The sequence below is a fragment of the Nocardioides imazamoxiresistens genome, from assembly GCF_032378595.1.
GTDB lineage: Bacteria > Actinomycetota > Actinomycetes > Propionibacteriales > Nocardioidaceae > Nocardioides > Nocardioides imazamoxiresistens.
In genome coordinates, this window is record NZ_JAVYII010000006.1 from 189,944 (window position 1) to 211,142 (window position 21,199).

Here is a 21,199-nt window from a genome sequence, read left to right on the forward strand (position 1 = left end):
GCGAACATCTCGTCGAGGAGTGACTCGCATGCAGAGCAACAACCCGGTGTTCAGGCGTTCGGCCGAGTTCAACGGGTCGAACGGCTACGGCAACCAGCAGACGTACGCCGGCAACCAGGCCTACGGCAACCCCTACGGCAACCAGCAGGGCGCCGGCTTCGGGGACCCGTCGACGTGGGACATGAGCCGCGCGACCGGTCCGACGCCGCCCGCGGCCCGGATGACGATCGACTCGGTGGTCCAGAAGGGCGCCTTCTCGATCGGCACGGTCATCCTCGTCGCCCTGGCGACGTGGATCCTCACGCCCAGCGAGAGCGAGATCGCCCGTGACACGGGGGCGCTCGGCACCATCGCGCTCGTCGCGATGCTCGGCGCCGGCCTCGCCTTCGTCCTGTCGCTGGTCAACTCGTTCAAGCGCGTGATCAGCCCGGCCCTCGTGCTGGGCTTCGCTGCGGTCGAGGGTGTCGCCCTCGGAGCGCTGAGCAAGCTGTTCGACGTCCAGTTCGGCGGCGGTGTCGTCACGGGTGCCGTGTTCGGCACCTTCGCGGCCTTCGCGGGCACGCTGGCGGCGTACAAGATCCTCAACATCCGCGTCGGCGACAAGTTCCGGATCTTCGTGGTCTCCGCGATGTTCGGCATGGTCGGCCTCGGCCTGATCTCGCTGGTCCTCAGCATGTTCGGCGTCAACACGGGGCTGTTCGGCTTCGGCGCGCTGGGCATGATCACGGCGGTCGTCGGTCTCGTGCTCGGTGTCTTCATGCTGATCCTCGACTTCGACTTCGTCGAGCAGGGGATCGCGAACGGCATCGACGAGCGCGAGTCGTGGCGTGCGGCCTTCGCCATGACGGTCAGCCTCGTGTGGATCTACACGAACCTGCTCCGTCTGCTGGCCATCTTCAGCCAGGACTGACCGCGGGCGGGCCGCGCCCGCACGCACGTCTCGGACAGGACGACGGCGCCGCTCCCCTCGGGGAGCGGCGCCGTCGCTCGTCGTGGGCCGGCTTCAGCCCGTGGTCGCGCCCTCGGCGACGGTCTCGTCGTCGTCCTCGCCCTCGGGCCCGCTGCGGTCGGTCTCCTCGCGCCGGCGTCGGTGGCGCAGCTCCACCCACCGTCCGCGCACGCCGCGCCGGTTGCCCGCGACCTCGGTGCCCCCGAGCTCCGTGCCGGGCGTGCGGACGGCCTCGATGGCCGCCTGCGCGATGGGCAGGACCCGCTCGCCGCGGAAGGCGGCGGGCAGCCGCTCGCTCTCGGGCACCTCGCCCACGGCGGCCAGCACGGACGGCACGATCACGGCCGCCATCTGCTCGTAGCCGGACGCGGAGGGGTGGAACTGGTCGGGCCCGAACAGCAGGGCCGGCGCGGACGCGAACTCGGGGCCGAGCACCGAGCCCAGCGAGACCGTGCGCCCGTCCTCCTCGACCGCGGCGATGGTCTGTCCGGCCGCCAGTCGGCGCGACCACGACCGGGCGATCTGCTTCAGCGGCGGCGGGATGGGCTTGAGCGTGCCGAGGTCGGGACAGGTGGCCACGACGACCTCGCAACCGATGGAGCGCAGGCGGCGCACGGCCTCGGCGAGGTGCTGCACCGACTCGGACGGCTTCATGGTGTGGGTGACGTCGTTGCCGCCCACGATGATCACCGCGACGTCCGGCTCGACCGGCAGCGCGAGGTCCACCTGCGGGGGCAGGTCGCTGGACTTCGCGCCGACCACGGCCACGTTGCGCAGGTAGACCCGGCGGTCGGCGTGGGCGGCGACGGCGGCGGCGAGCAGGGCGCCGGGCGTCTGCTGCGCCCGTTCCACGCCGTAGCCGGCGGCCAGGGAGTCGCCCAGCAGTGCGATCCTGACGGCCGGGCCGGGGCGGCTGCGGCCGTACCACCCGGTCGAGACGGGGGGAGGGTCCTCCCGGGGCTCCCCGATGGTCCTGCGCGCCAGCGTCGCCTCGAACCGGAGGAGTCCGTACAGGCCCGCGCCGACCGCGCCGAGCCCGCCTCCTCCGTAGGCAGCGGCCGCCGCGAGCTTCCTGGCTGCTGCTGCTCTCCCCACGGGGGAGCATCCTAGGCGACCCGTCACGGGCGATGGCCTAGATTGCCGCCATGCAGTTCGTGACCTCCGTGCTGGACCTCGTCGGCGACACCCCCCTCGTGCAGCTCTCCCGCGTGCTCGACCGACCGCCGGCCACGCCGGGCGCCGGTCCGCTGGTGCTGGCCAAGGTGGAGTACCTCAACCCGGGCGGCTCCGTGAAGGACCGCATCGCGACCCGCATGATCGAGGCCGCCGAGGCCTCGGGCGAGCTGCGGCCCGGCGGCACGATCGTCGAGCCGACCTCCGGCAACACGGGCGTGGGCCTGGCCATGGTCGCCCAGGCCAAGGGCTACAAGTGCGTCTTCGTGTGCCCCGACAAGGTCAGCGAGGACAAGCGCAACGTCCTGCGGGCGTACGGCGCCGAGGTCGTGGTGTGCCCGACGGCCGTCGAGCCCGAGCACCCGGACTCGTACTACAACGTCTCCGACCGCCTCGCCGCCGAGCCGGGCGCCTGGAAGCCGAACCAGTACGCCAACCCCCACAACCCGCGTTCGCACTACGAGACCACCGGTCCCGAGATCTGGGCCCAGACCGAGGGGCGGATCACGCACTTCGTCACCGGGATGGGCACCGGCGGCACGATCAGTGGCGTCGGTCGCTACCTGAAGGAGCAGAATCCCGCGGTCAAGGTGATCGGGGCCGACCCGTCGGGCTCGGTGTACTCCGGCGGCACCGGGCGTCCGTACCTCGTGGAGGGCGTGGGGGAGGACTTCTGGCCCGACACCTACGACCGCTCCGTCGCGGACCGCGTCATCGAGGTCTCGGACGCCGACTCGTTCTCGTTCACCCGCCGTCTCGCCCGCGAGGAGGCGCTGCTGGTCGGCGGCTCCGCCGGGATGGCGGCGTTCGCGGCGGCCCAGCTGGCCGCCGAGCTCGAGGGCACCGAGGAGGGCCGCGACGCCGTCATCGTCGTGCTGCTGCCCGACTCCGGCCGCGGGTACCTGACGAAGGTGTTCAACGACGAGTGGCTGGGGCAGTACGGCTTCCTCGCGCCCAGCGAGGGCCGCACGGTCGGCGAGGTCCTGCACGGCAAGTCCGGGCGGCTGCCCGACCTGGTGCACACGCACCCCAACGAGACGATCGCCGAGGCCGTCCACATCCTGCAGGAGTACGGCGTCAGCCAGATGCCCGTCGTGCGCGCCGAGCCGCCCGTCGTGGCGGCCGAGGTCGCCGGCGCGGTCTCGGAGCGGGACCTGCTGGACGCGCTCTTCACGGGCGCCGCGCGCCTCACGGACCGGGTCGAGGACCACATGTCGGCGCCGCTGCCTACCATCGGCGCCTCGGCGCGCGCCGAGGACGCCGTGACCCTGCTCGGCTCGGCCGACGCCGTGCTGGTCCACGAGGACGGCAAGCCGGTCGGCGTCGTCACCCGCCAGGACCTCCTCGCCCACCTGGCTCGAGCGTGAGCGGGGACGCATGAGTCCGCTGCCGCTGCGGCTCGCCCTGGCCAACGACCACGAGATCGTGGTCGCGGGGCTGACCCGCATGCTCGAGCCGTTCGCCGACCGCGTCCGGGTGGTCGAGGTCGCCGCCGGGCGGCGGGTCGGCGACGAGGCGGACATCGTCCTGTTCGACACCTTCGCCCAGTCCGTCGACGCGGTCGCGCTCGAGGAGGTCGCCCCGCCCAGCGTGCCCGTCGTGGTCTTCACCTGGGCCGAGGGCGAGGCGGCGCGCGAGCGCGCCCTCGACTGGGGTGCGGTGGCGTGCGTGCCGAAGTCGCTGGCGGCGACCGAGCTCGTCGACGTGCTGGTGGCGCTGGCCGCCGAGGCGCAGGACGGCGGGCCGCACCTGCGCCGGGCCCGCGCCCGGCGCGCGACCGAGGGGCGGGTACGCCGCTGGCCCGGCCAGCGCGCGGGCCTGACCGAGCGCGAGTCCGAGGTGCTGGCCCTGGTCGTCGCCGGGCACAGCAACGCGGAGATCGCCGCCCTGCTGCACCTGAGCGTGAACTCCGTGAAGACCTACCTGCGCCACGCGTACCGCAAGGCGGAGGTGGGCCGCCGCAGCCAGGCGGTGGTGTGGGCCCTCGACCACGGGTTCACCCGCGGCGGGGCCGGTCGCGACGCCCACGGTGGGTGACCTCGCCTGGCAGGTGCTGGCGCTGCTCGTGCTCGCGGCGATGGTCGCGGGCTACGTCGACGCCGTCGTCGGCGGCGGCGGCCTGGTGCAGCTGCCGAGCCTGCTGATCGCCCTGCCGTTCGCCTCCCCGGTGGAGGTGCTGGCGACCAACAAGCTGGCCTCCGCGCTGGGTGTGACCGTCAGCGCGGCGACCTACTACCGCCGCGTGCGCCCCGATCCCGGCACGTTCGTGCCGCTGATGCTCGCGGCGTTCCTGGGCTCCGCGGGCGGGGCGAGCCTGGCCTCGCTCATCCCCAAGGAGGCGTTCTCCCCGATCATCCTCGTGGTGCTCGTCGGGGTCGGGGCGTACGTCCTCGCCAAGCCCACCCTCGGCGCCGAGACGGCCCTGCGCTGGCAGCGCCGCGGCCACCTCGTCGCCGCGGGCGGCGTCGGCCTGGTGGTGGGGGCGTACGACGGCGCGCTCGGCCCGGGCACCGGCTCCTTCTTCGTGCTCGCCCTCGTCGGGCTGGTGGGCTACGACTTCCTGACCGCCTCCGCGAACGCGCGTCTGGCCAACTGGGCGACCAACGTCGCCGCGCTGCTCGTGTTCGTGCCGCAGGGCGCCGTGCTGTGGGGGGTCGGGCTGCTGATGGGGGTGGCCAACATCCTCGGCAGCTACGTGGGGGCCCGCACCGCCGTCGCGCGGGGCGCCGGGTTCGTGCGGGTGTTCTTCGTGGTCGTCGTGGCCGGCTTCGTCGTGCGCATCGGCGGCGAGGTCGTCGGTCTCTGGGGCTGAGTCCGGGCGCATGCCCTAGGGTCACGGCGTGGGCCTGGCCGGGAGGATCGACCGCTTCCAGCGTCGTCACCCGGTCCTGGGGGCGCCGCTGGCGGTGGTCTACAAGTACTTCGACGACCAGGGTCCCTACCTGGGCGTGATCATCTCGTTCTACGCCTTCCTCGGCATCTTCCCGCTGCTGCTGCTGGCGACCTCGATCTTCGGCTTCGTGCTGCAGGGCCAGCCCGAGCTGCGGGACACGGTGCTCAGCTCGACGCTCAGCACGTTCCCGATCATCGGCGACCAGCTCGGCCGCCCGGAGGGCCTGCAGGGCTCGGTCGCGGCCATCGTCGTCGGTTCGCTCGCCGCGCTCTACGGCGCCACCGGCCTGGGCCAGGCGCTGCAGAACGCGATGAACACGGCGTGGGCGGTGCCGCGCAACAAGCGCGGCAACCCGTTCCTGCAGCGCTTCCGCAGCCTGGTCCTGCTGCTGATCGCGGGACTGGCGGTGCTCGGCGTCACGACCCTGTCGGTGATCGGCAACAGCACCGACCTGCTCGGCCGCTCCGAGGGCCTCGCCCGCGTGCTGGTCAGCCTGGCGACGATCGCCGCCACCGGACTGGTGATGAGCTGGCTGTTCCGGCTCTCGGCCGCCCGCGACCACAGCCTGTGGGCGGCGATGCCCGGCGGCTTCTTCACCGCGGTCACGTGGCACCTGCTGCAGTACGCCGGCGCGGCGTACGTGACCTCGGTCCTGGCCCGCACCTCGGCCATGAACCAGACGTTCGGCCTGGTGCTCGGGCTGATGGGCCTCATCTACGCCGCCTCGATCCTGGTCGTCGTGGCGATCGAGATCAACGTGGTGCTCGCGCGCCGGCTCTACCCCCGCGCGCTCCTGACCCCGTTCACCGACGCGGTGGACCTGACCGAGGCCGACAAGCGCGCCTACACCGCGTACGCCCGCGCCCAGCGCCACAAGGGGTTCGAGGAAGTCACCGTCAGCTTCGAGAAGGTGACCGACGACCAGGCCGGGAGCTCGGCGCCGCGTGAGCCCTGACGCCTACCTGGTCCCGGCCCGCGACGGCCGGGCCGAGACAGAGGTGCGCCGCTCGCGGTTCCTCGCCACGGTGCGGCGGGTCGAGGACGAGGCGGCGGCCCGGTCGCTCGTCGAGGAGCTGCGGCGCACGCACCCCGACGCCCGGCACCACTGCTCGGCCCTCGCGCTGGGGCCGTGGGGCGCGGGCTCCTCGGTGCAGCGCGCCAGCGACGACGGGGAGCCGTCGGGCACCGCGGGGGCGCCGATGCTCGAGGTCCTGCGGGGGCGCGAGGTCGCCGACGTCGTCGTGGTCGTCTCGCGGTGGTTCGGCGGCGTGCTGCTCGGCGCGGGCGGCCTGGTGCGGGCGTACGGCGACGCGACCCGCGCCGGCCTCGACGCCGTCGGGGTGCGACGCCGGGAGCGACGCGACCTGCTCGACGTGGAGGTCGGTCACGCCGACGCGGGACGGCTGGAGAGCGACCTGCGCTCGCGCGGCGTCGTGGTGCTCGACACGACGTACGCCGCGACCGTGACGCTGCGGGTCGCCGTGGCGCCCGCACGGACCGCCGACCTGGTCGCGAGCGTGGCGGCCCTCAGCGCCGGCACGGCGTCGACGGCGCCGGCCGGGTCCAGCTGGGTCGACGTCGAGGACCCTCAGGGCTCCAGCACGCCGTCGACGTAGACCCACCGGCCCGCCCGGCGGGCGAACGCGCTGCGCTCGTGCAGCGCGCCGCCCTCGTGGTGGGCGCGGAACTCGACGACGCCCTCGTCGTCGGTCGCGGCGCCGTCGACGACGTCGAGGACCTCCAGACCCGTCCAGGTCACCGTGGGGTCGGGCGCGGTGTCGTCCGGACGGGTGCGCGGGTGCCAGGTGCGGAACAGGTGGTCGGCGCCGACCCGGCCGCCGACCACGTGGGCGGAGTAGCGCGAGCGCATCAGCCGCTCCGCCGTCGCAGCCGGCTCGGCACCGCGGTGCAGCGGTCCGCAGCACGCGTCGTAGGCGCGCGCCGGGTCGCAGGGGCAGGGACGACGGGCGAGCGGGTCGGGCACGTCGGCACCGTAACGCGCGTCATGCCCGCTCGGATGTGGCCGGCTCACCGTCGAGGGAATACGGTGGGCGCCGGAGATGGTTGCAGATCGCAACTGTCCGGCGGCGAGAAGGAGCACGGGTGTCGGTGGAGGAGCAGCAGCGACGGAGCCGTCGGAGCCCCCGGGGGCACTGGGCCGTCACCTTCGCCGTGCTGGCGATCGCGGTCTCCGCGTTCACCCTCCTGCAGTCGATGGTCGTGCCCGTGCTCGGGCTCATCGCCGTCGAGATGGACACCGACATGTCCACCGCGACGTGGGTGCTCACGGCGTACCTGCTCTCCGCCTCGATCTGCACCCCGCTGCTGGGGCGCGTGGGCGACGTCGTCGGCAAGCAGAAGATGCTCGTCGTCACGATGGCCGCGCTGGCCATCGGCTCGCTCGTCGCCGCGCTGGCCACCGACATCTGGGTGCTGATCCTCGCCCGCGTGCTGCAGGGCGCCGGCGGCGGCGTGCTGCCGCTGTCGTTCGGCATCATCCGCGACGAGTTCCCCGAGCGCAGCCGCACGACCGCCCTCAGCGTGATCGCGGCCCTCGGCTCGGTCGGCTTCGCCGTGGGCATCGTCGTGGCGGGCCCGATCGTCGACGGCCTCGGGTACGCCTGGCTGTTCTGGCTGCCGATGGGCGTCACGGCCCTCGCGGCCGTGGCCACGGCGTTCTTCGTGCCGTCCTCGCCCGTCGCCGAGCGCACCCGGCTGCCCCTGCTGCCCGCCGTGCTGCTGGCCGGCTGGCTCGTGGCGCTGCTGCTCGGCATCAGCCGTGGCAACGAGTGGGGCTGGGCCTCGCTGCCGGTGCTCGGCCTGCTGGTCGCGGCCGGTCTGCTGGCCGTCGGCTGGGTCGTCGTCGAGAACCGCGCACGCGTGCCGATGATCGACATGCGGATGATGCGTCAGCGGGGCGTGTGGACGTCGAACGTCGTCGGCGGCTTCGTGGGCTTCGGGATGTTCTCCAGCTTCGGGTTCCTGCCGCAGTTCCTCCAGACGCCGTCGTCGGCCGGCTACGGCTTCGGCGCCACGATCGCCGAGTCCGGCCACATCCTGCTGCCCTCGGCGATCGCCAGCTTCGTCATCGGCTTCGCCACGGCGCCGCTGGTCAAGCGGCTCGGTGCCCGGGTGGTGGTCGTGGCGGGCACCCTGATGACCGCTGTGGCCTTCGGATCGATCGCCGTGTGGCACGACCAGGTCTGGCAGATCGTCGCCGCGACGACGCTGCAGGGCCTCGGCAACGGGCTGGTCTTCGGCTCGCTGGCCGGCGTCGTGATCGCCTCGGTGCCGGCCTCGCAGACCGGCGTGGCCTCCGGCATGAACGCCAACATCCGCAGCATCGGCGGCTCGGTGGGCTCGGCCGTGATGGCCGGCGTCGTGACCGCGCACGTCGGCGTCGGCGGGCTGCCGGCCGAGGGCGGCTACGTGATCGGGTTCGCCCTCATCGCGGTCGCGATGGTGCTGGCGGCGCTCGTGGCCTGCGCCATCCCCGGCGCCGGCGGGCCCACGGGCCGTGCGCCGCGCAGGGTCGCGAGCCCCCGGCGTACCGTCGCGCCGACCATGCGCCGGGTGCTTGCACCCGGGTCTAGCGTGGGTGTGTGACGACCCCCCGCACCGACCCTCCCGCCGTCGCGACCCTCGGGGAGCTGCGGGCCACCGGCTACACCCCGCGCACCGTCAAGGCCGAGCTGCGCGCCAACCTGCTCGCCCGCCTCGCCGCCGGTGAGGACCCGTGGCCCGGTCTGCACGGGCTCGACGACACCGTGCTGCCCCAGCTCGAGCGCGCGCTCATCGCCGGCCACGACGTGGTGCTGCTGGGGGAGCGGGGGCAGGGCAAGACCCGCCTGCTGCGCACCCTGGTCGGGCTGCTGGACGAGTGGCTGCCCGTCATCGACGGCTCCGAGCTCGGCGAGGACCCGCTCGCACCGGTGACCGCCGCCTCGCGGCGCCGGGTCGCCGAGCTGGGCGACGACCTGCCGGTGGCGTGGCGCCACCGCAGCGAGCGGTACGCCGAGAAGCTCGCGACCCCCGACACCTCCGTGGCCGACCTGATCGGCGACGTCGACCCGATGAAGGTCGCCGAGGGCCGCCTGCTCGGCGACCCGGAGACCATCCACTTCGGCCTCATCCCGCGCAGCCACCGCGGCATCGTGGCGATCAACGAGCTCCCGGACCTCGCCGAGCGGATCCAGGTCGCCATGCTCAACGTGATGGAGGAGCGCGACGTCCAGGTCCGCGGCTACGTCGTGCGCCTCGAGCTCGACGTGCTGGTCGTCGCCTCGGCCAACCCGGAGGACTACACGAACCGCGGGCGGATCATCACGCCGCTCAAGGACCGCTTCGGCGCGGAGATCCGTACGCACTACCCGACCGAGCTGGCCGACGAGATCGCCGTCGTTCGCCAGGAGGCCGAGCTCGTGGCCGAGGTGCCGGACTACCTGCTGGAGGTGCTGGCCCGGTTCACCCGCGCGCTGCGCGAGTCCTCCTCGGTCGACCAGCGCTCCGGCGTCTCGGCGCGGTTCGCGATCGCGGGCGCGGAGACCATCGCGGCCGCCGCGCTGCACCGGGCCACCCGCCAGGGCGAGCCGGAGGCCGTCGCCCGGGTCGTCGACCTCGAGACCGCGGTGGACGTGCTCGGCGGCAAGGTCGAGTTCGAGTCGGGCGAAGAGGGCCGCGAACGCTCCGTGCTGGAGCACCTGCTGCGGACCTCGACCGCCGAGACGGTGCGCACGCACCTGCGCGGACTCGACCTGGCCCCGCTGGTCACGGCGCTCGAGGAGGGCGGCTCGGTGACCACCGGCGAGCAGGTCAGCGCCGCCGAGCTGCTCGACGCCCTTCCGCCGCTGCCGCCCGACCAGGGCGGCGAGGGCGACCTGTACGACGCGGTCGCGGCCCGCGTCGGCGCGACGACCCCCGGCACCCGCGCGGCCGCGGTCGAGCTCGCGCTCGAGGGACTGTTCCTCGCCCGGAAGGTCGGCAAGGACGCCGCGACCGGGCTGACGACCTACGGGATCGACTGATGACCCGCGGATCCCGGTACCAGCGCTACGAGGGCGGGGATCCGCTGGCCCCGCCCGTCGACCTCGCCGAGGCGCTCGACGCCATCGGCGAGGACGTGATGGCCGGCTACTCCCCGGAGCGGGCGATGCGGGAGTACCTGCGCCGCGGCGACAGCGACCGCCGTGGCCTCGACGACCTCGCGCGACGCATCGCCGAGCGGCGCCGCGACCTGCTCGAGAGCCACGACCTCGACGGCACCCTGCGGGAGGTCGCCGAGCTGCTGGAGAAGGCCGTCCTGGCCGAGCGCGGCCAGCTCGCCCGCGACGTCGACATGGACGACGGCGACCGCGTGCTGCGCCAGCTGCAGCTCGACGGCCTGCCCGCCTCGCCCGCCGCGGCCGTCAGCGAGCTCTCGTCCTACGAGTGGGCCTCGAGCGAGGCGCGCGAGACCTTCGAGCAGATCAAGGACCTCCTGGGCCGCGAGCTGCTCGACCAGCGGTTCGCCGGCATGAAGCAGGCGATGGAGGGCGCGACCGACGAGGACCGTGCCGCCGTCGCCGCGATGCTGGCCGACCTCAACGACCTGCTGGAGAAGCACGCCCGCGGCGACGACACCACCGAGGACTTCGAGCGGTTCATGGAGCGCCACGGCGACTTCTTCCCCGAGCGGCCCGGGTCCGTCGAGGAGCTCGTCGACGCCCTCGCCGCGCGGGCGGCCGCGGCGCAGCGGATGCTCGCCTCGATGAGCCCCGAGCAGCGCGCCGAGCTGATGGAGCTCTCCCAGCAGGCCTTCGGCTCGCCCGCGCTGAACGAGCAGCTCGCCCGTCTGGACGGCAACCTCCAGGGCCTGCGCCCGGGCGAGGACTGGTCGGGCTCGGAGCAGTTCGGCGGCGGGGAGGGCCTGGGCCTCGGCGACGGCACCGGGGTGCTGCAGGACGTCGCCGAGCTCGACGCGCTGGCCGAGCAGCTGCAGCAGTCCTACGCCGGTGCGCGGCTCGACGACGTCGACCTGGACGCCCTGGCCCGCCAGCTCGGCGACGAGGCGGCCGTCGACGCGCGCACGCTGGCCGAGATCGAGCGGGCGCTGCGCTCCTCGGGCTACCTGCAGCGCGGATCCGACGGCCAGCTGCGCCTCTCGCCGAAGGCCATGCGCCAGCTCGGCCGCGCCCTGCTGCGCGACGCCGCCGACCGGCTCTCCGGACGCCAGGGCGCGCGCGAGCTGCGCGCCGGCGGCGGCTCGGCCGATGCCACCGGGGGCACGCGCGAGTGGGCGTTCGGCGACACGGAGCCCTGGGACCTGCCCCGCACGGTGCTCAACGCCGTGCGGCGTGAGGTGGCGACGGGCGACCGCGCGGCGGGCACCCGGGGCGTACGCCTGGAGATCGGCGACGTCGAGGTCGTCGAGTCCGAGCAGCGCACCCAGGCCGCCGTCGCCCTGCTGGTCGACACGTCGTTCTCCATGGCCATGGACGGACGCTGGGTGCCGATGAAGCGCACCGCGCTGGCGCTGCACCAGCTCGTCTCGACCCGGTTCCGCGGCGACCGCCTCGAGCTCGTCGGCTTCGGGCGCCACGCCGAGGTGCTCGAGATCGAGCAGCTCACCGCGTTGGACGCGATCTGGCAGAAGGGCACCAACCTCCACCACGGGCTGCTGCTCGCCCAGCGCCACTTCCGACGCCACCCCGGCATGCAGCCCGTGCTGCTCGTCGTCACCGACGGCGAGCCGACGGCGCACCTGGAGGGCAGCGGGGACGTGTGGTTCGAGTACCCGCCGCACCCGGTCACCCTGGCCCGCACCGTGACCGAGCTCGACAACGTGGTGCGGATGGGGGCCCAGACCACCTTCTTCCGCTTGGGTGAGGACCCGGGCCTCGCGCGGTTCCTCGACGCGCTGGCACGCCGTGCCGGCGGCCGCGTCGTGGCGCCCGAGCTCGACGACCTGGGCGCCGCGGTCGTCGGGTCCTACCTCGGCGACCGCGCGGCCCGCTCGCCGTGGGGCGGCAGCGGCGGGTCCGGCGGGTTCGGTGGGTTCGGCCGGGGGTTCTGGGCCGGCTGAGCCTGGCAGCGGATCGCGCACGTCTGGCCGTCGTGCTGCTCATCGCGTCGACGACCCGGGGGCGAGGATCGGGGTCGTGCACATCGGGATCCTGCTCTTCGACGACGTCGAGGTCCTCGACGCCTGCGGGCCGTACGAGGTCTTCACCACCGCCGCCCGGGTCGCGGCCCGCCGGGGCGAGGACGCGACGTACGACGTGTCGCTGCTCGCCGCGACCGACCGCGCGGTCCGCTCGCGCCCGGGTCTGCGGCTCGGCGTCGACGCCACCCTGGACGCCGCCGGGCCGCTCGACCTGCTGCTGGTGCCCGGCGGGGTGACCGACGCCGTCGAGGCCGACGCCACCACGCTGGCGTGGCTCGCCGCGCAGGCGGGGACGACGCCGCTGCTCGCATCGGTGTGCACCGGCGCGTTCGTGCTGGCCGAGGCCGGGGTGCTGGCCGGCCGCGGCACGCGTCGGGTCACGACGCACTGGGAGGACGTGCCGCTCCTGCGGGAGCGCCACCCGGACCTCGACGTGATCGCCGGCCCGCGGTGGGTGCGCGACGGCGACGTGTGGACCTCCGCCGGCATCTCGGCCGGTCTCGACCTGGCCCTCGAGCTCGTCGCCGTGACCTCCTCGCGCGACCTCGCGGTCGCGACGGCGCGCCAGATGGACTACGCCTGGGACGACGTCGAGGCGCCCGCGCCCTGACGCCACCCGAGGAGCACGTCGGCCAGCTCCTCGACGCCGTCGACCAGGCGGGGGCCGGGCCGCGCCCAGTGCGCGTCCGCGTCGACGGCGTGCACGAGCACGTCGGCGGGCAGCCGTCCCGCCGCCACCAGCGCGTCCGCCTGCTCCTGGGCGCCTGCGCGGTCGAAGCCGCACGGGGCGACCACCACGACGTCGGGCCGGGCCGCCTCGACGTCCGCCCACGTCACCCGCCGCGAGACCGTCCCGGCGGCGCCGAGCACGCACGAGCCGCCCGCGAGCTCGACCATCTCGGGAATCCAGTGGCCCGGCGCGAACGGGGGGTCGGTCCACTCGAGCACGACGACCCGCGGCCGCGGGCCGACCGGGGCGGCGACGCGGCGGCGTACGTCCTCCACCCGCGCCCGCAGCGCCCCCACCCAGGCCCCGGCCCGCGCGGACCGACCGACGGCGCGCCCCACGACCTCGACGGAGGCCAGCACCTCCTCGAGCGTGTGCGGGTCCACCGTCAGCACGTCGGCGCGGCAGCCGAGGTGGGCGAGGGCGTCGTCGACGGTGGCGACGTCCACCGCGCAGACGGCGCACAGGTCCTGGGTCACCACGAGGTCGGCGTCGAGGTCGGCGAGGGCGTCGGCGTCGAGCCGGTAGAGGTCCTCGCCCCGCTCGAGCGCCGCGGCGACGTGGGCATCGATCTCGGCCGGCGTGAGCCCGGCGGGCATCGTCGAGGTCGACACGACCCGGCGCGAGCGCGCCTGCGGCGGGTGGTCGCACTCGAAGGTCACGCCGACGACGTCGTCGCCGGCACCGAGCCCGAACAGGATCTCGGTCGTCGAGGGCAGCAGCGAGACGATGCGCACGCACCCACCCTCGCACGGCGTGGGGGAGGCCTCGCTAGCCTCGCCGGGTGGACCCCTACCTGTGGCTCGAGGACGTGACGGGCGAGCGCGCCCTCGACTGGGTCGCGGCCCGCAACGCGGAGGCGGAGGAGCGGGTGACGACGTCGCCGTCCTTCGCGGCGACCCGCGACGCGGTGCGCGAGGTCCTCGACGCCGACGACCGGATCCCGCTGGTCACCAAGGCCGGCGAGCACGTCTACAACTTCTGGCGCGACGCCCGGCACGAGCGCGGGCTGTGGCGCCGCACGACGATGGACTCCTACCGCGGCGACGACCCCGCCTGGGAGGTGCTGCTCGACCTCGACGCCCTGAGCGCGGCCGAGGACGTGACCTGGGTCTGGCACGGCGCGCAGCTGCTGCGCCACGGCCCGCTGGCGTACCGGCGCGCCCTCGTGACCCTGTCCCGCGGCGGCTCGGACGCCGACCTGACCCGCGAGCTCGACCTGGACACCCTCCGTTTCGTCCCCGCCGCCGACGGCGGGTTCGAGCGGCCGGAGGGCAAGGGCGGCGCGTCCTGGGTGGACGCCGACACCCTGCTGGTCGCGACCGACACGGGGCCGGGGTCGCTGACGCGGTCGGGGTACGCCCGCACGGCCCGCCGTTGGCGGCGCGGCACCCCGGTGGGCGACGCGGAGGTGCTGTTCTCCGGCGGCGTCGACGACCTCGCGGTCGGCACCGGCTACGACTCCACGCCCGGGCACGAGCGGGCGTACGTGTTCCGGATGATCGGCTTCTTCTCCTCCGAGACGTTCGTGCTCGACGACCCGCTGAGCGGCACGGACCTCACCCGCGTCGACGTGCCGGTCTCCGCCGAGCCGGCCGTGTGGCGCGACCACCTCCTCGTGCACCTGCGCGAGGACTGGACTCCCGTGGCCGACGGGCCGACCCACCCGGCCGGCTCCCTGCTCGCCGCCGACCTGCCGACGTTCCTGGCCGACGGACCCGGCGGCGTCGCCCTCGTGCCCCTGTTCACGCCGACCGCGAGCGCGTCGCTGGCCGGCTGGACCCGCACCCGGCACCGCGTCGTCCTCACCGTGCTCGACGACGTCGCCCAGAGGGTCGAGGTGCTCACGCCGCCGCAGGACCCGGGCGCGCCGTGGGCCCGCGACGAGCCCAGCGGCCTGCCGGACCACACCACGGTGGGGGTCCGCGCCGTCGACGCGACCGACGACGGACCCGACGGCGACCGCGCGTGGCTCGACGTCAGCGGCTACCTGACGCCGCCCACCCTCGCCCTCGTCGACCTGCACGCGAGCGGCGAGCCCGGTCGGCCGGAGCCGCTGCGGTCGAGCCCCGCGCGTTTCGACGCGTCGGGCCACCGGGTGGTGCAGCGGTTCGCGACCTCCGACGACGGCACGCGGGTGCCCTACTTCGTCGTCGCGCCCGCCGGCGCGCTCGAGGGCGACGGGCCCGTGCCGACCCTGCTGTACGGCTACGGGGGCTTCGAGATCTCCCTGACGCCGTCCTACTCCGGCAGCATCGGGCGCACGTGGCTCACCCGCGGCGACGGGCGGGCGTACGTGGTCGCCAACATCCGCGGGGGCGGGGAGTACGGGCCGCGCTGGCACCAGGCTGCCCTGCGGGAGAACCGGCACAAGGCGTACGAGGACTTCGCCGCCGTCGCGCGCGACCTCGTGGCGACCGGCCTGACGACCCCCGACCGGCTCGGCGTGATGGGCGGGTCCAACGGGGGGCTGCTGGTCGGCAACATGCTGGTGCGCTACCCCGAGCTCGTGGCCGCGGTGGTGTGCACGGTGCCGCTGCTCGACATGCTGCGCTACCCGCAGCTGCTCGCCGGGGCCTCGTGGACGGCGGAGTACGGGGACCCTGACGACCCGGCCGACCGGCCCTTCGTGGAGGCCATCTCGGCCTACCACCACGTGCGCGAGGACGTGACCTACCCCGCCGTGCTGCTGACCACCTCGACGCGCGACGACCGCGTCCACCCCGGCCACGCGCGCAAGATGGCCGCGCGGCTGGCCGAGGTCGGTGCCGACGTGACCTACTGGGAGAACGTCGAGGGCGGCCACGGCGGCGCGTCGACGAACGCCCAGGCCGCCCACAAGGCGGCGCTGGAGTGGGAGTTCCTCGACGCGCGCCTGGCCGCGGGCGACGTCAGAGCAGCTCGCGCAGCTCGGTGAGGCTCGTCAGCGTGCGGCTGCGCCAGGCCTCGAAGTCGGCCTCGTCGGCCTCGGCCCAGAGCTCGTAGCTCTCCGAGCCCTCCTCCGACAGCGTGCGCTCGACCTGCTGGACCAGCCAGCGCAGCCGGTTCGGGGTCAGCGTCGCGCGCACCTCGTCGAGGTCGACCTCGGCCAGCTCGTCGGTCGGGTCGTGCGCCTCGAGCGCCACGAGGGCGATCTCCAGCAGCGCGACCGCGAACTCGCCCGCATCGGCCTCCAGGTGGGCCTCCTCGAAGGCCCACTCGACGTTGTCGAAGGAGAACGTGCCGTCCTCGACGTCGCCGAGCAGGTCGAGCGCGCCGTCGTTCTGGAACGGTCCGGTGCCCCAGGTGCCCATGGGCGCCACTCTGGCACACCCCGCCGGTCCCGTCAGTCCGGTGCGTGCTCCGCGAAGCCCGGGAGCGACTCGGTGAGGATCTCGCGGAACCTCGCGGTCGTCCCGAGCTGGCTCAGCACGCCCACGCCGGCGAGCCAGGTCCGGTGGATGAGCAGGTAGGAGGGCGGCAGGTTCAGCTTGAACGCCACCGCGGTGGTCGGGTCGGAGAAGTCGTTCAACCGCTCGTACTGCGCGCGCAGCCACGCCCGGTCGAACGTGAACTCCTCCGCCTGCGTCGGCTCGACGAACGGCGCGAGGTAGGCGAGCAGCAGGTCCGGGTCGACGCGCACGCCCGGGCGCACGAAGCCCTCGGCGCGCAGGCCCTCGGCGAGCGCCTCGACGTCGCCGGAGCCGGCGATCCGGATGAGCCGACCCATGGCCGCCGGCAGGGTGCCCTCCGGCAGACGGGCCACCGCGCCGAAGTCGAGCACGCCGAGCCGGCCGGGCGCGCCGTCGGCGCCGGGCAGGATGCGGAAGTTGCCCGGGTGCGGGTCGGCGTGCAGCAGGCCGGTGCGGACCGGGCCGTCGAACATGAACCGCACGAGCAGCTGGCCGTAGTGGTCCCGCTCGGCCGGGGTGCCGTCGGCGATCACGCCGGCGAGGGAGCCCACGCTGTCGAGCCACTCGGTGACCAGCACCCGACGGGTGTGCGCGACCACGTCGGGCACCACGTACTGCTCGTCGTCGCGGTACGCCTCGGCGAAGACCGCCTGCGCCTGCGCCTCGAGCCGGTAGTCGAGCTCCTCGGCCATCCGGTCCTGCAGCTCGGTGACCAGGCCGCGCACGTCGACGCCCTGCAGCAGCGGTGCGAGCGTGCGCGCGAGCCGGGACAGCTGGCGCAGGTCGGAGGCGATGGCCTCCTCGGCGCCGGGGTACTGCACCTTGACCGCGACCTCGCGCTCCGTGGCGGGGTCGTCGGGGTCGTCGCGCCAACGCCCGCGGTGCACCTGTCCGATCGAGGCGGCCGCCGTGGGCCCGCCGTCGAACCAGACGAGGTGGCGACGCCAGTCGATCCCGGCACCGCCGAGCTCCGCGTCGAGCAGCGCGCGCACCTCGCTCGTCGGCATCGGGGGAGCGGCGTCCTGCAGGCGGGTGAGCTCGGTGCGGTAGGCCGCCATCTGGTCCTCCGGCAGCGCGGCCTCCAGCACCGAGAGCATCTGCCCGAACTTCATCGCACCGCCCTTGAGGCGCCCGAGCGTGCGGAAGACCTGCTCGGCCGTGCGCTCCTGGATCTCCGCGGTCACCGCCTCGGCGGGGCGACCGCCGATCCGCTTGCCGAGCCCGACGGCGCTGCGCCCGGCGTACCCGAGCGGCAGGGCCGCCAGGCGGGCCGTGCGTCCCAGGGTGCGGCGCGGCAGGCTGGCGTCACGCCCGCGTCCACGCGCGCCCGGACGGTCCTGCGGGGTCTCCGGTGTCTCCTCGCCGCTCACGTCCTCCATGGTCGCCGACGACCCCAGCGCACGGGCGCCGGACACGGTCGTGGTCGAGACGATCGTCGCCGGGATGGGACGAACCGTCCTCCCAGCGCCTACCGTGGGGTCGTTCTCGGCACCGGACCAGGAGTCACACGATGAGACTGTGGGGCATCTCGCGACCTCGCGTCCCTGACGCCTTCACGCTCGGCAACGCCGTCTGCGGCGCCCTGGCGGTGTTCGTGCTCGTCCAGGTCGGGGCCAGCTCCGACGCCCTGTGGGGCCTGTCGACGCTGCAGCTCGTCTCGCTGCTGCTGGTGCTCGGCACCGTCTTCGACAGCCTCGACGGCGCCACCGCCCGCGTCTTCGGCGGCTCGTCCCTGGGCTCGCAGCTCGACTCGCTCACCGACGGCCTGACCTTCGGCCTCGTGCCCGCCATGCTGCTGGCCACCCTGGCCATCGACACCCAGCAGCCCCCGGTCGTCGACGGCCTGACCGTCGGCGGGCAGGAGACGACGACGGAGTGGTGGGCGTACGCGGTGGTGGTCGCCGGCTTCCTGGTCTACCTCGCCGCCGCCCTCCTGCGCCTGGCCGACTTCTCCGCCGTCCGCTGCGGCGACACCGACTTCGTCGGCCTGCCCTCGCCGCTCGGGGCGATGCTGGTCGTCTCGGCGGCCTACACGACCTCGGACCCGGTGCTGCTCGGCGCCCTGCTCGCCGTGGTCGGCTACCTGATGGTGTCGTGCCTGCGGTTCCCGCACCAGGGTCGGGAGATGCTGCCGCTCGCGGTCGGCGCGTGGGCGCTGGTGGTCTGCGGGGCGCTCGACGTGGTCGACCCGCCGCTGCTCGTCGGGGCGATCTGGGTGCTGGTGCTCGTCGTGCTGCCCGTGCTCGCGGCCCGCTCGCGCGGCCGAGGCGACGACGAGCCCGGTGGCGACGGACCGGACGCGGACACGGAGCGGCCGCGTCGGCCGCGCCTGCGCGCGCGGGGTGGCGTGCGGGACACCGAGGCCCTGCTGCGAGACTGAGCCGCATGGCTCTGAGACCTGCTCGAGGTACGCCCTGGTGGATCGCGCTCGCCTGGCTGCCGCCGTTCCTGCTGCGTCGGCGTCCGGTGCTGCGGGTCGGTGCGCTCGGCCTGGCCGGCGCGGTCACGGCGTTCTTCCGCGACCCCGAGCGGCGTCCTGCCGGTGACGGCTTCCTGGCCCCGGCGGACGGTCTCGTGCGCAAGGTCGAGCTGCGCGACGGCCGGTGGTTCGTCTCCACCTACCTCGCGCTCTACAACGTCCACGTGACGCGGGTGCCGGTCGCCGCGCGGGTGCTCACCCAGCGCCACGTCGAGGGGGAGCACAAGCTGGCCTTCGCCGACGACGCCCACGTCAACGAGCGTCTCGAGTGGACGCTCGCGACGCCGCACGGCGAGCTGGAGATGGTGGAGTTCTCCGGCGCCGCGGCGCGGCGCATCATGCCCTACGTCGGGCCGGGCGCCAGCGTGGTGCGCGGCGAGCGGGTCAGCCTCATCCGGTTCGGCTCGCGGGTCGACCTGCTGCTGCCCGAGGGCGTCGAGCCCGCGGTGGCCGAGGGCGTGCGCGTCCGCGCGGGCGAGACCGTGATCGCCACCGTCGCCGGCAGCGCCACGGCCTGAGCCCGCGGCGTCGGCGTCAGACCTGCGGGAACCGCACGCCCGTGTTGGCGTGGCAGCGATAGCCGAAGGGGTTCTTCGCCAGGTACTGCTGGTGGGCGGGCTCGGCGTAGTAGTACGCGGGCGCCGGCTTGATCTCGGTCGTCACGTCGCCGAGGCGCTGGCGCCGCAGCTCGGCCGCGTACACCTCCGTCAGCTCGCGCGCCGTCGTCTCCTGCTCGGGCGTCGTGGTGTAGATCGCGGAGCGGTACTGCGTCCCGACGTCGTTGCCCTGGCGCATGCCCTGGGTCGGGTCGTGGACCTCGAAGAAGGCCTTGACCAGGTCGGCGTACGCGATCCGCTGCGGGTCGAAGACGATGCGCACGGCCTCGGTGTGGCCCGTGCGGCCGCTGCAGACCTCCTCGTAGGACGGGTGGGGGGTGTGCCCGCCCGCGTAACCCACGGAGGTCGACCAGACGCCGTCCTTGGCCCAGTAGATCTCCTCGGCGCCCCAGAAGCACCCGAGGCCGAAGATCGCGACCTCGAGCCCGTCGGGGACGTCGTCGGTGACGACCGGCGTGCCGAGCACGACGTGCTCGCCGAGGGTGAACCACGGCTCCGAGCGGCCCTTCAGCGCCTGCTCCGCGCTGGGCAGGGTGGTCTTGGTGCTGGGTCCGAACACGGTGGTCCTCCTGCGGTCTCGACGTCGGTGTCCATCGTGCCCAACACCGGAAGCGGCGCTCCTCTTCCGACGCGTAGGCTCGACGTCGTGACCAGCGAGCAGCACGGCAAGCACGGCTTCGAGACCCGCGCCATCCACGCGGGCTACGAGCCCGACCCGACGACCGGTGCGGTGATCCCGCCCATCTACGCCACCTCGACGTACAAGCAGGACGGCGTCGGCGGGATGCGCAACGGCTACGAGTACAGCCGCTCGGGCAACCCGACGCGCACCGCGCTCGAGGGCAACCTCGCAGCGCTGGAGGAGGGGGAGCGCGCCTTCGCGTTCGCCTCCGGTCTCGCCGCCGAGGACACCCTGATCCGCGCCCTGGCCCGGCCGGGCGACCACATGGTGATCCCGGACGACGCGTACGGCGGCACCTACCGCCTGGTCGACAAGGTCGCGCGGCCGTGGGGCCTCGAGCACACGCCGGCGCCGGTCGCCGACGTCGACGCCGTGCGGGCCGCCGTCCGCCCCGGCCGCACGAAGCTGGTCTGGGTGGAGACGCCCACCAACCCGCTCCTGTCGATCGGCGACATCGAGGCGCTGGCCGGCGTGGCCCACGAGGCCGGCGCGCTGCTCGTCGTCGACAACACGTTCGCCTCGTCCTACCTGCAGCAGCCGCTGACCCTGGGCGCGGACGTCGTCGTGCACTCGACGACGAAGTACGCCGGCGGGCACTCCGACGTCGTCGGCGGGGCGCTGGTCGTGCGCGACCTCGAGGTCGCCGAGCAGCTCGCGTTCTTCCAGAACTCCATCGGCGGGGTCGCCGGGCCCTTCGACTCCTGGCTCGTGCTGCGCGGGCTCAAGACCCTCGCGCTGCGCATGGAGCGCCACTGCGACAACGCCGAGCTCGTCGCCGCGCACCTGGCCGCGCACCCGGCCGTCGCCGAGGTGATCTACCCCGGCCTCGAGAGCCACCCCGGCCACGCCGTGGCGGCGCGGCAGATGAAGCGCTTCGGCGGCATCGTCTCGTTCCGCCTCGCGGCCGGCGAGCAGGCCGCGCTCGACGTGTGCGCCGCCACCGAGCTCTTCACGCTCGGCGAGTCCCTCGGCGGCGTCGAGTCCCTCATCGAGCACCCGGGCCGGATGACGCACGCGTCGGTCGTCGGCACGGACCTCGAGGTCCCCGGCGACCTGGTGCGCCTCAGCGTGGGCATCGAGACCGGTGCCGACCTCGTCGCCGACCTCGACGCCGCGCTTGCCCGGTCGGCGACCTGATCGTCGGTA

The 21,199-nt window shown here is 74.3% G+C and carries 20 protein-coding genes; 14 read left to right on the forward strand and 6 right to left on the reverse strand.

Features of this window, described 5'->3' with window-relative positions; translation table 11 throughout:
* Positions 1–28: 28 nt before the first annotated feature.
* The gene (locus tag RDV89_RS14720; protein ID WP_315734009.1) at positions 29–910 is read left to right on the forward strand and encodes a Bax inhibitor-1/YccA family protein; all 882 of its coding nucleotides are present in this window, start codon (positions 29–31) and stop codon (positions 908–910) included.
* A gap of 93 nt (positions 911–1,003) precedes the next feature.
* On the opposite strand, the gene RDV89_RS14725 is transcribed toward RDV89_RS14720, so the two are convergent.
* The gene (locus tag RDV89_RS14725) at positions 1,004–2,044 is read right to left on the reverse strand and encodes an SGNH/GDSL hydrolase family protein (RefSeq protein WP_315734011.1); all 1,041 of its coding nucleotides are present in this window, start codon (positions 2,042–2,044) and stop codon (positions 1,004–1,006) included.
* Between the two features lie 50 nt (positions 2,045–2,094).
* Here RDV89_RS14725 and RDV89_RS14730 point away from each other — a divergent pair, with 50 nt between their 5' ends.
* The 5 genes from RDV89_RS14730 to RDV89_RS14750 are packed head-to-tail and all read left to right on the forward strand — an operon-like array spanning position 2,095 to position 6,631.
* Positions 2,095–3,489, forward strand: coding sequence for a cystathionine beta-synthase (locus RDV89_RS14730; protein WP_315734013.1), 1,395 nt, complete (start codon positions 2,095–2,097; stop codon positions 3,487–3,489).
* Between the two features lie 10 nt (positions 3,490–3,499).
* Positions 3,500–4,159 carry a helix-turn-helix transcriptional regulator gene (locus RDV89_RS14735; RefSeq protein ID WP_315734015.1) on the forward strand — a complete coding sequence of 220 codons (660 nt, stop codon included), beginning with the start codon at positions 3,500–3,502 and terminating at the stop codon, positions 4,157–4,159.
* Positions 4,152–4,934, forward strand: a complete 783-nt coding sequence (locus tag RDV89_RS14740) for a TSUP family transporter (protein WP_315734017.1) — start codon at positions 4,152–4,154, stop codon at positions 4,932–4,934. The genes RDV89_RS14735 and RDV89_RS14740 overlap by 8 nt, the downstream gene beginning before the upstream one ends.
* A gap of 28 nt (positions 4,935–4,962) precedes the next feature.
* Positions 4,963–5,970, forward strand: coding sequence for a YihY/virulence factor BrkB family protein (locus RDV89_RS14745; RefSeq protein WP_315734019.1), 1,008 nt, complete (start codon positions 4,963–4,965; stop codon positions 5,968–5,970).
* Positions 5,960–6,631: an IMPACT family protein gene (locus RDV89_RS14750; protein ID WP_315734020.1), complete on the forward strand. Its 672-nt coding sequence runs from the start codon at positions 5,960–5,962 to the stop codon at positions 6,629–6,631. The genes RDV89_RS14745 and RDV89_RS14750 overlap by 11 nt, the downstream gene beginning before the upstream one ends.
* Here the strand turns inward: RDV89_RS14750 and RDV89_RS14755 are convergent.
* Positions 6,604–6,999 carry a YchJ family protein gene (locus tag RDV89_RS14755; RefSeq protein WP_315734022.1) on the reverse strand — a complete coding sequence of 132 codons (396 nt, stop codon included), beginning with the start codon at positions 6,997–6,999 and terminating at the stop codon, positions 6,604–6,606. The two genes, RDV89_RS14750 and RDV89_RS14755, sit on opposite strands and share 28 nt — an antisense overlap.
* A gap of 119 nt (positions 7,000–7,118) precedes the next feature.
* Between RDV89_RS14755 and RDV89_RS14760 the strand changes: the two genes are divergently transcribed.
* The 4 genes from RDV89_RS14760 (at position 7,119) to RDV89_RS14775 (ending at position 12,766) form a co-directional block, all read left to right on the forward strand.
* Positions 7,119–8,621, forward strand: a complete 1,503-nt coding sequence (locus tag RDV89_RS14760; protein ID WP_315734024.1) for an MFS transporter — start codon at positions 7,119–7,121, stop codon at positions 8,619–8,621.
* Positions 8,618–10,039 (forward strand): sigma 54-interacting transcriptional regulator, encoded by a 1,422-nt coding sequence (locus tag RDV89_RS14765; protein ID WP_315734026.1) that lies wholly within the window; start codon positions 8,618–8,620, stop codon positions 10,037–10,039. Before RDV89_RS14760 ends, RDV89_RS14765 begins: the two co-directional genes overlap by 4 nt.
* Positions 10,039–12,075 carry a vWA domain-containing protein gene (locus tag RDV89_RS14770; RefSeq protein WP_315734027.1) on the forward strand — a complete coding sequence of 679 codons (2,037 nt, stop codon included), beginning with the start codon at positions 10,039–10,041 and terminating at the stop codon, positions 12,073–12,075. The genes RDV89_RS14765 and RDV89_RS14770 overlap by 1 nt, the downstream gene beginning before the upstream one ends.
* Before the next feature lie 76 nt (positions 12,076–12,151).
* Positions 12,152–12,766 carry a DJ-1/PfpI family protein gene (locus RDV89_RS14775; RefSeq protein WP_315734029.1) on the forward strand — a complete coding sequence of 205 codons (615 nt, stop codon included), beginning with the start codon at positions 12,152–12,154 and terminating at the stop codon, positions 12,764–12,766.
* On the opposite strand, the gene RDV89_RS14780 is transcribed toward RDV89_RS14775, so the two are convergent.
* Positions 12,730–13,620, reverse strand: a complete 891-nt coding sequence (locus RDV89_RS14780; RefSeq protein ID WP_315734031.1) for an ABC transporter substrate-binding protein — start codon at positions 13,618–13,620, stop codon at positions 12,730–12,732. The two genes, RDV89_RS14775 and RDV89_RS14780, sit on opposite strands and share 37 nt — an antisense overlap.
* Before the next feature lie 47 nt (positions 13,621–13,667).
* On the opposite strand from RDV89_RS14780, the gene RDV89_RS14785 reads away from it, so the two are divergent.
* The gene (locus RDV89_RS14785) at positions 13,668–15,800 is read left to right on the forward strand and encodes a prolyl oligopeptidase family serine peptidase (RefSeq protein WP_315734033.1); all 2,133 of its coding nucleotides are present in this window, start codon (positions 13,668–13,670) and stop codon (positions 15,798–15,800) included.
* Here the strand turns inward: RDV89_RS14785 and RDV89_RS14790 are convergent.
* Both RDV89_RS14790 and RDV89_RS14795 read right to left on the reverse strand, forming a co-directional pair.
* Positions 15,775–16,176, reverse strand: coding sequence for a DUF4259 domain-containing protein (locus RDV89_RS14790; RefSeq protein WP_315734034.1), 402 nt, complete (start codon positions 16,174–16,176; stop codon positions 15,775–15,777). The genes RDV89_RS14785 and RDV89_RS14790 overlap by 26 nt on opposite strands.
* Positions 16,177–16,208: 32 nt before the next feature.
* On the reverse strand, positions 16,209–17,645 hold the full coding sequence (locus RDV89_RS14795; RefSeq protein WP_315734035.1) for an ABC1 kinase family protein: 1,437 nt from the start codon (positions 17,643–17,645) through the stop codon (positions 16,209–16,211).
* A gap of 140 nt (positions 17,646–17,785) precedes the next feature.
* Between RDV89_RS14795 and RDV89_RS14800 the strand changes: the two genes are divergently transcribed.
* Both RDV89_RS14800 and RDV89_RS14805 read left to right on the forward strand, forming a co-directional pair.
* Positions 17,786–18,655: a CDP-alcohol phosphatidyltransferase family protein gene (locus RDV89_RS14800; protein WP_315734037.1), complete on the forward strand. Its 870-nt coding sequence runs from the start codon at positions 17,786–17,788 to the stop codon at positions 18,653–18,655.
* 5 nt (positions 18,656–18,660) lie between these two features.
* On the forward strand, positions 18,661–19,272 hold the full coding sequence (locus tag RDV89_RS14805; RefSeq protein WP_315734039.1) for a phosphatidylserine decarboxylase: 612 nt from the start codon (positions 18,661–18,663) through the stop codon (positions 19,270–19,272).
* A gap of 16 nt (positions 19,273–19,288) precedes the next feature.
* Here the strand turns inward: RDV89_RS14805 and msrA are convergent, their stop codons facing one another.
* Positions 19,289–19,930, reverse strand: coding sequence for a peptide-methionine (S)-S-oxide reductase MsrA (gene msrA / locus RDV89_RS14810; protein ID WP_315734041.1), 642 nt, complete (start codon positions 19,928–19,930; stop codon positions 19,289–19,291).
* Positions 19,931–20,017: 87 nt separating this feature from the next.
* Here msrA and RDV89_RS14815 point away from each other — a divergent pair, with 87 nt between their 5' ends.
* On the forward strand, positions 20,018–21,190 hold the full coding sequence (locus RDV89_RS14815) for a cystathionine gamma-synthase (RefSeq protein ID WP_315734043.1): 1,173 nt from the start codon (positions 20,018–20,020) through the stop codon (positions 21,188–21,190).
* Positions 21,191–21,199 lie beyond the last annotated feature (9 nt).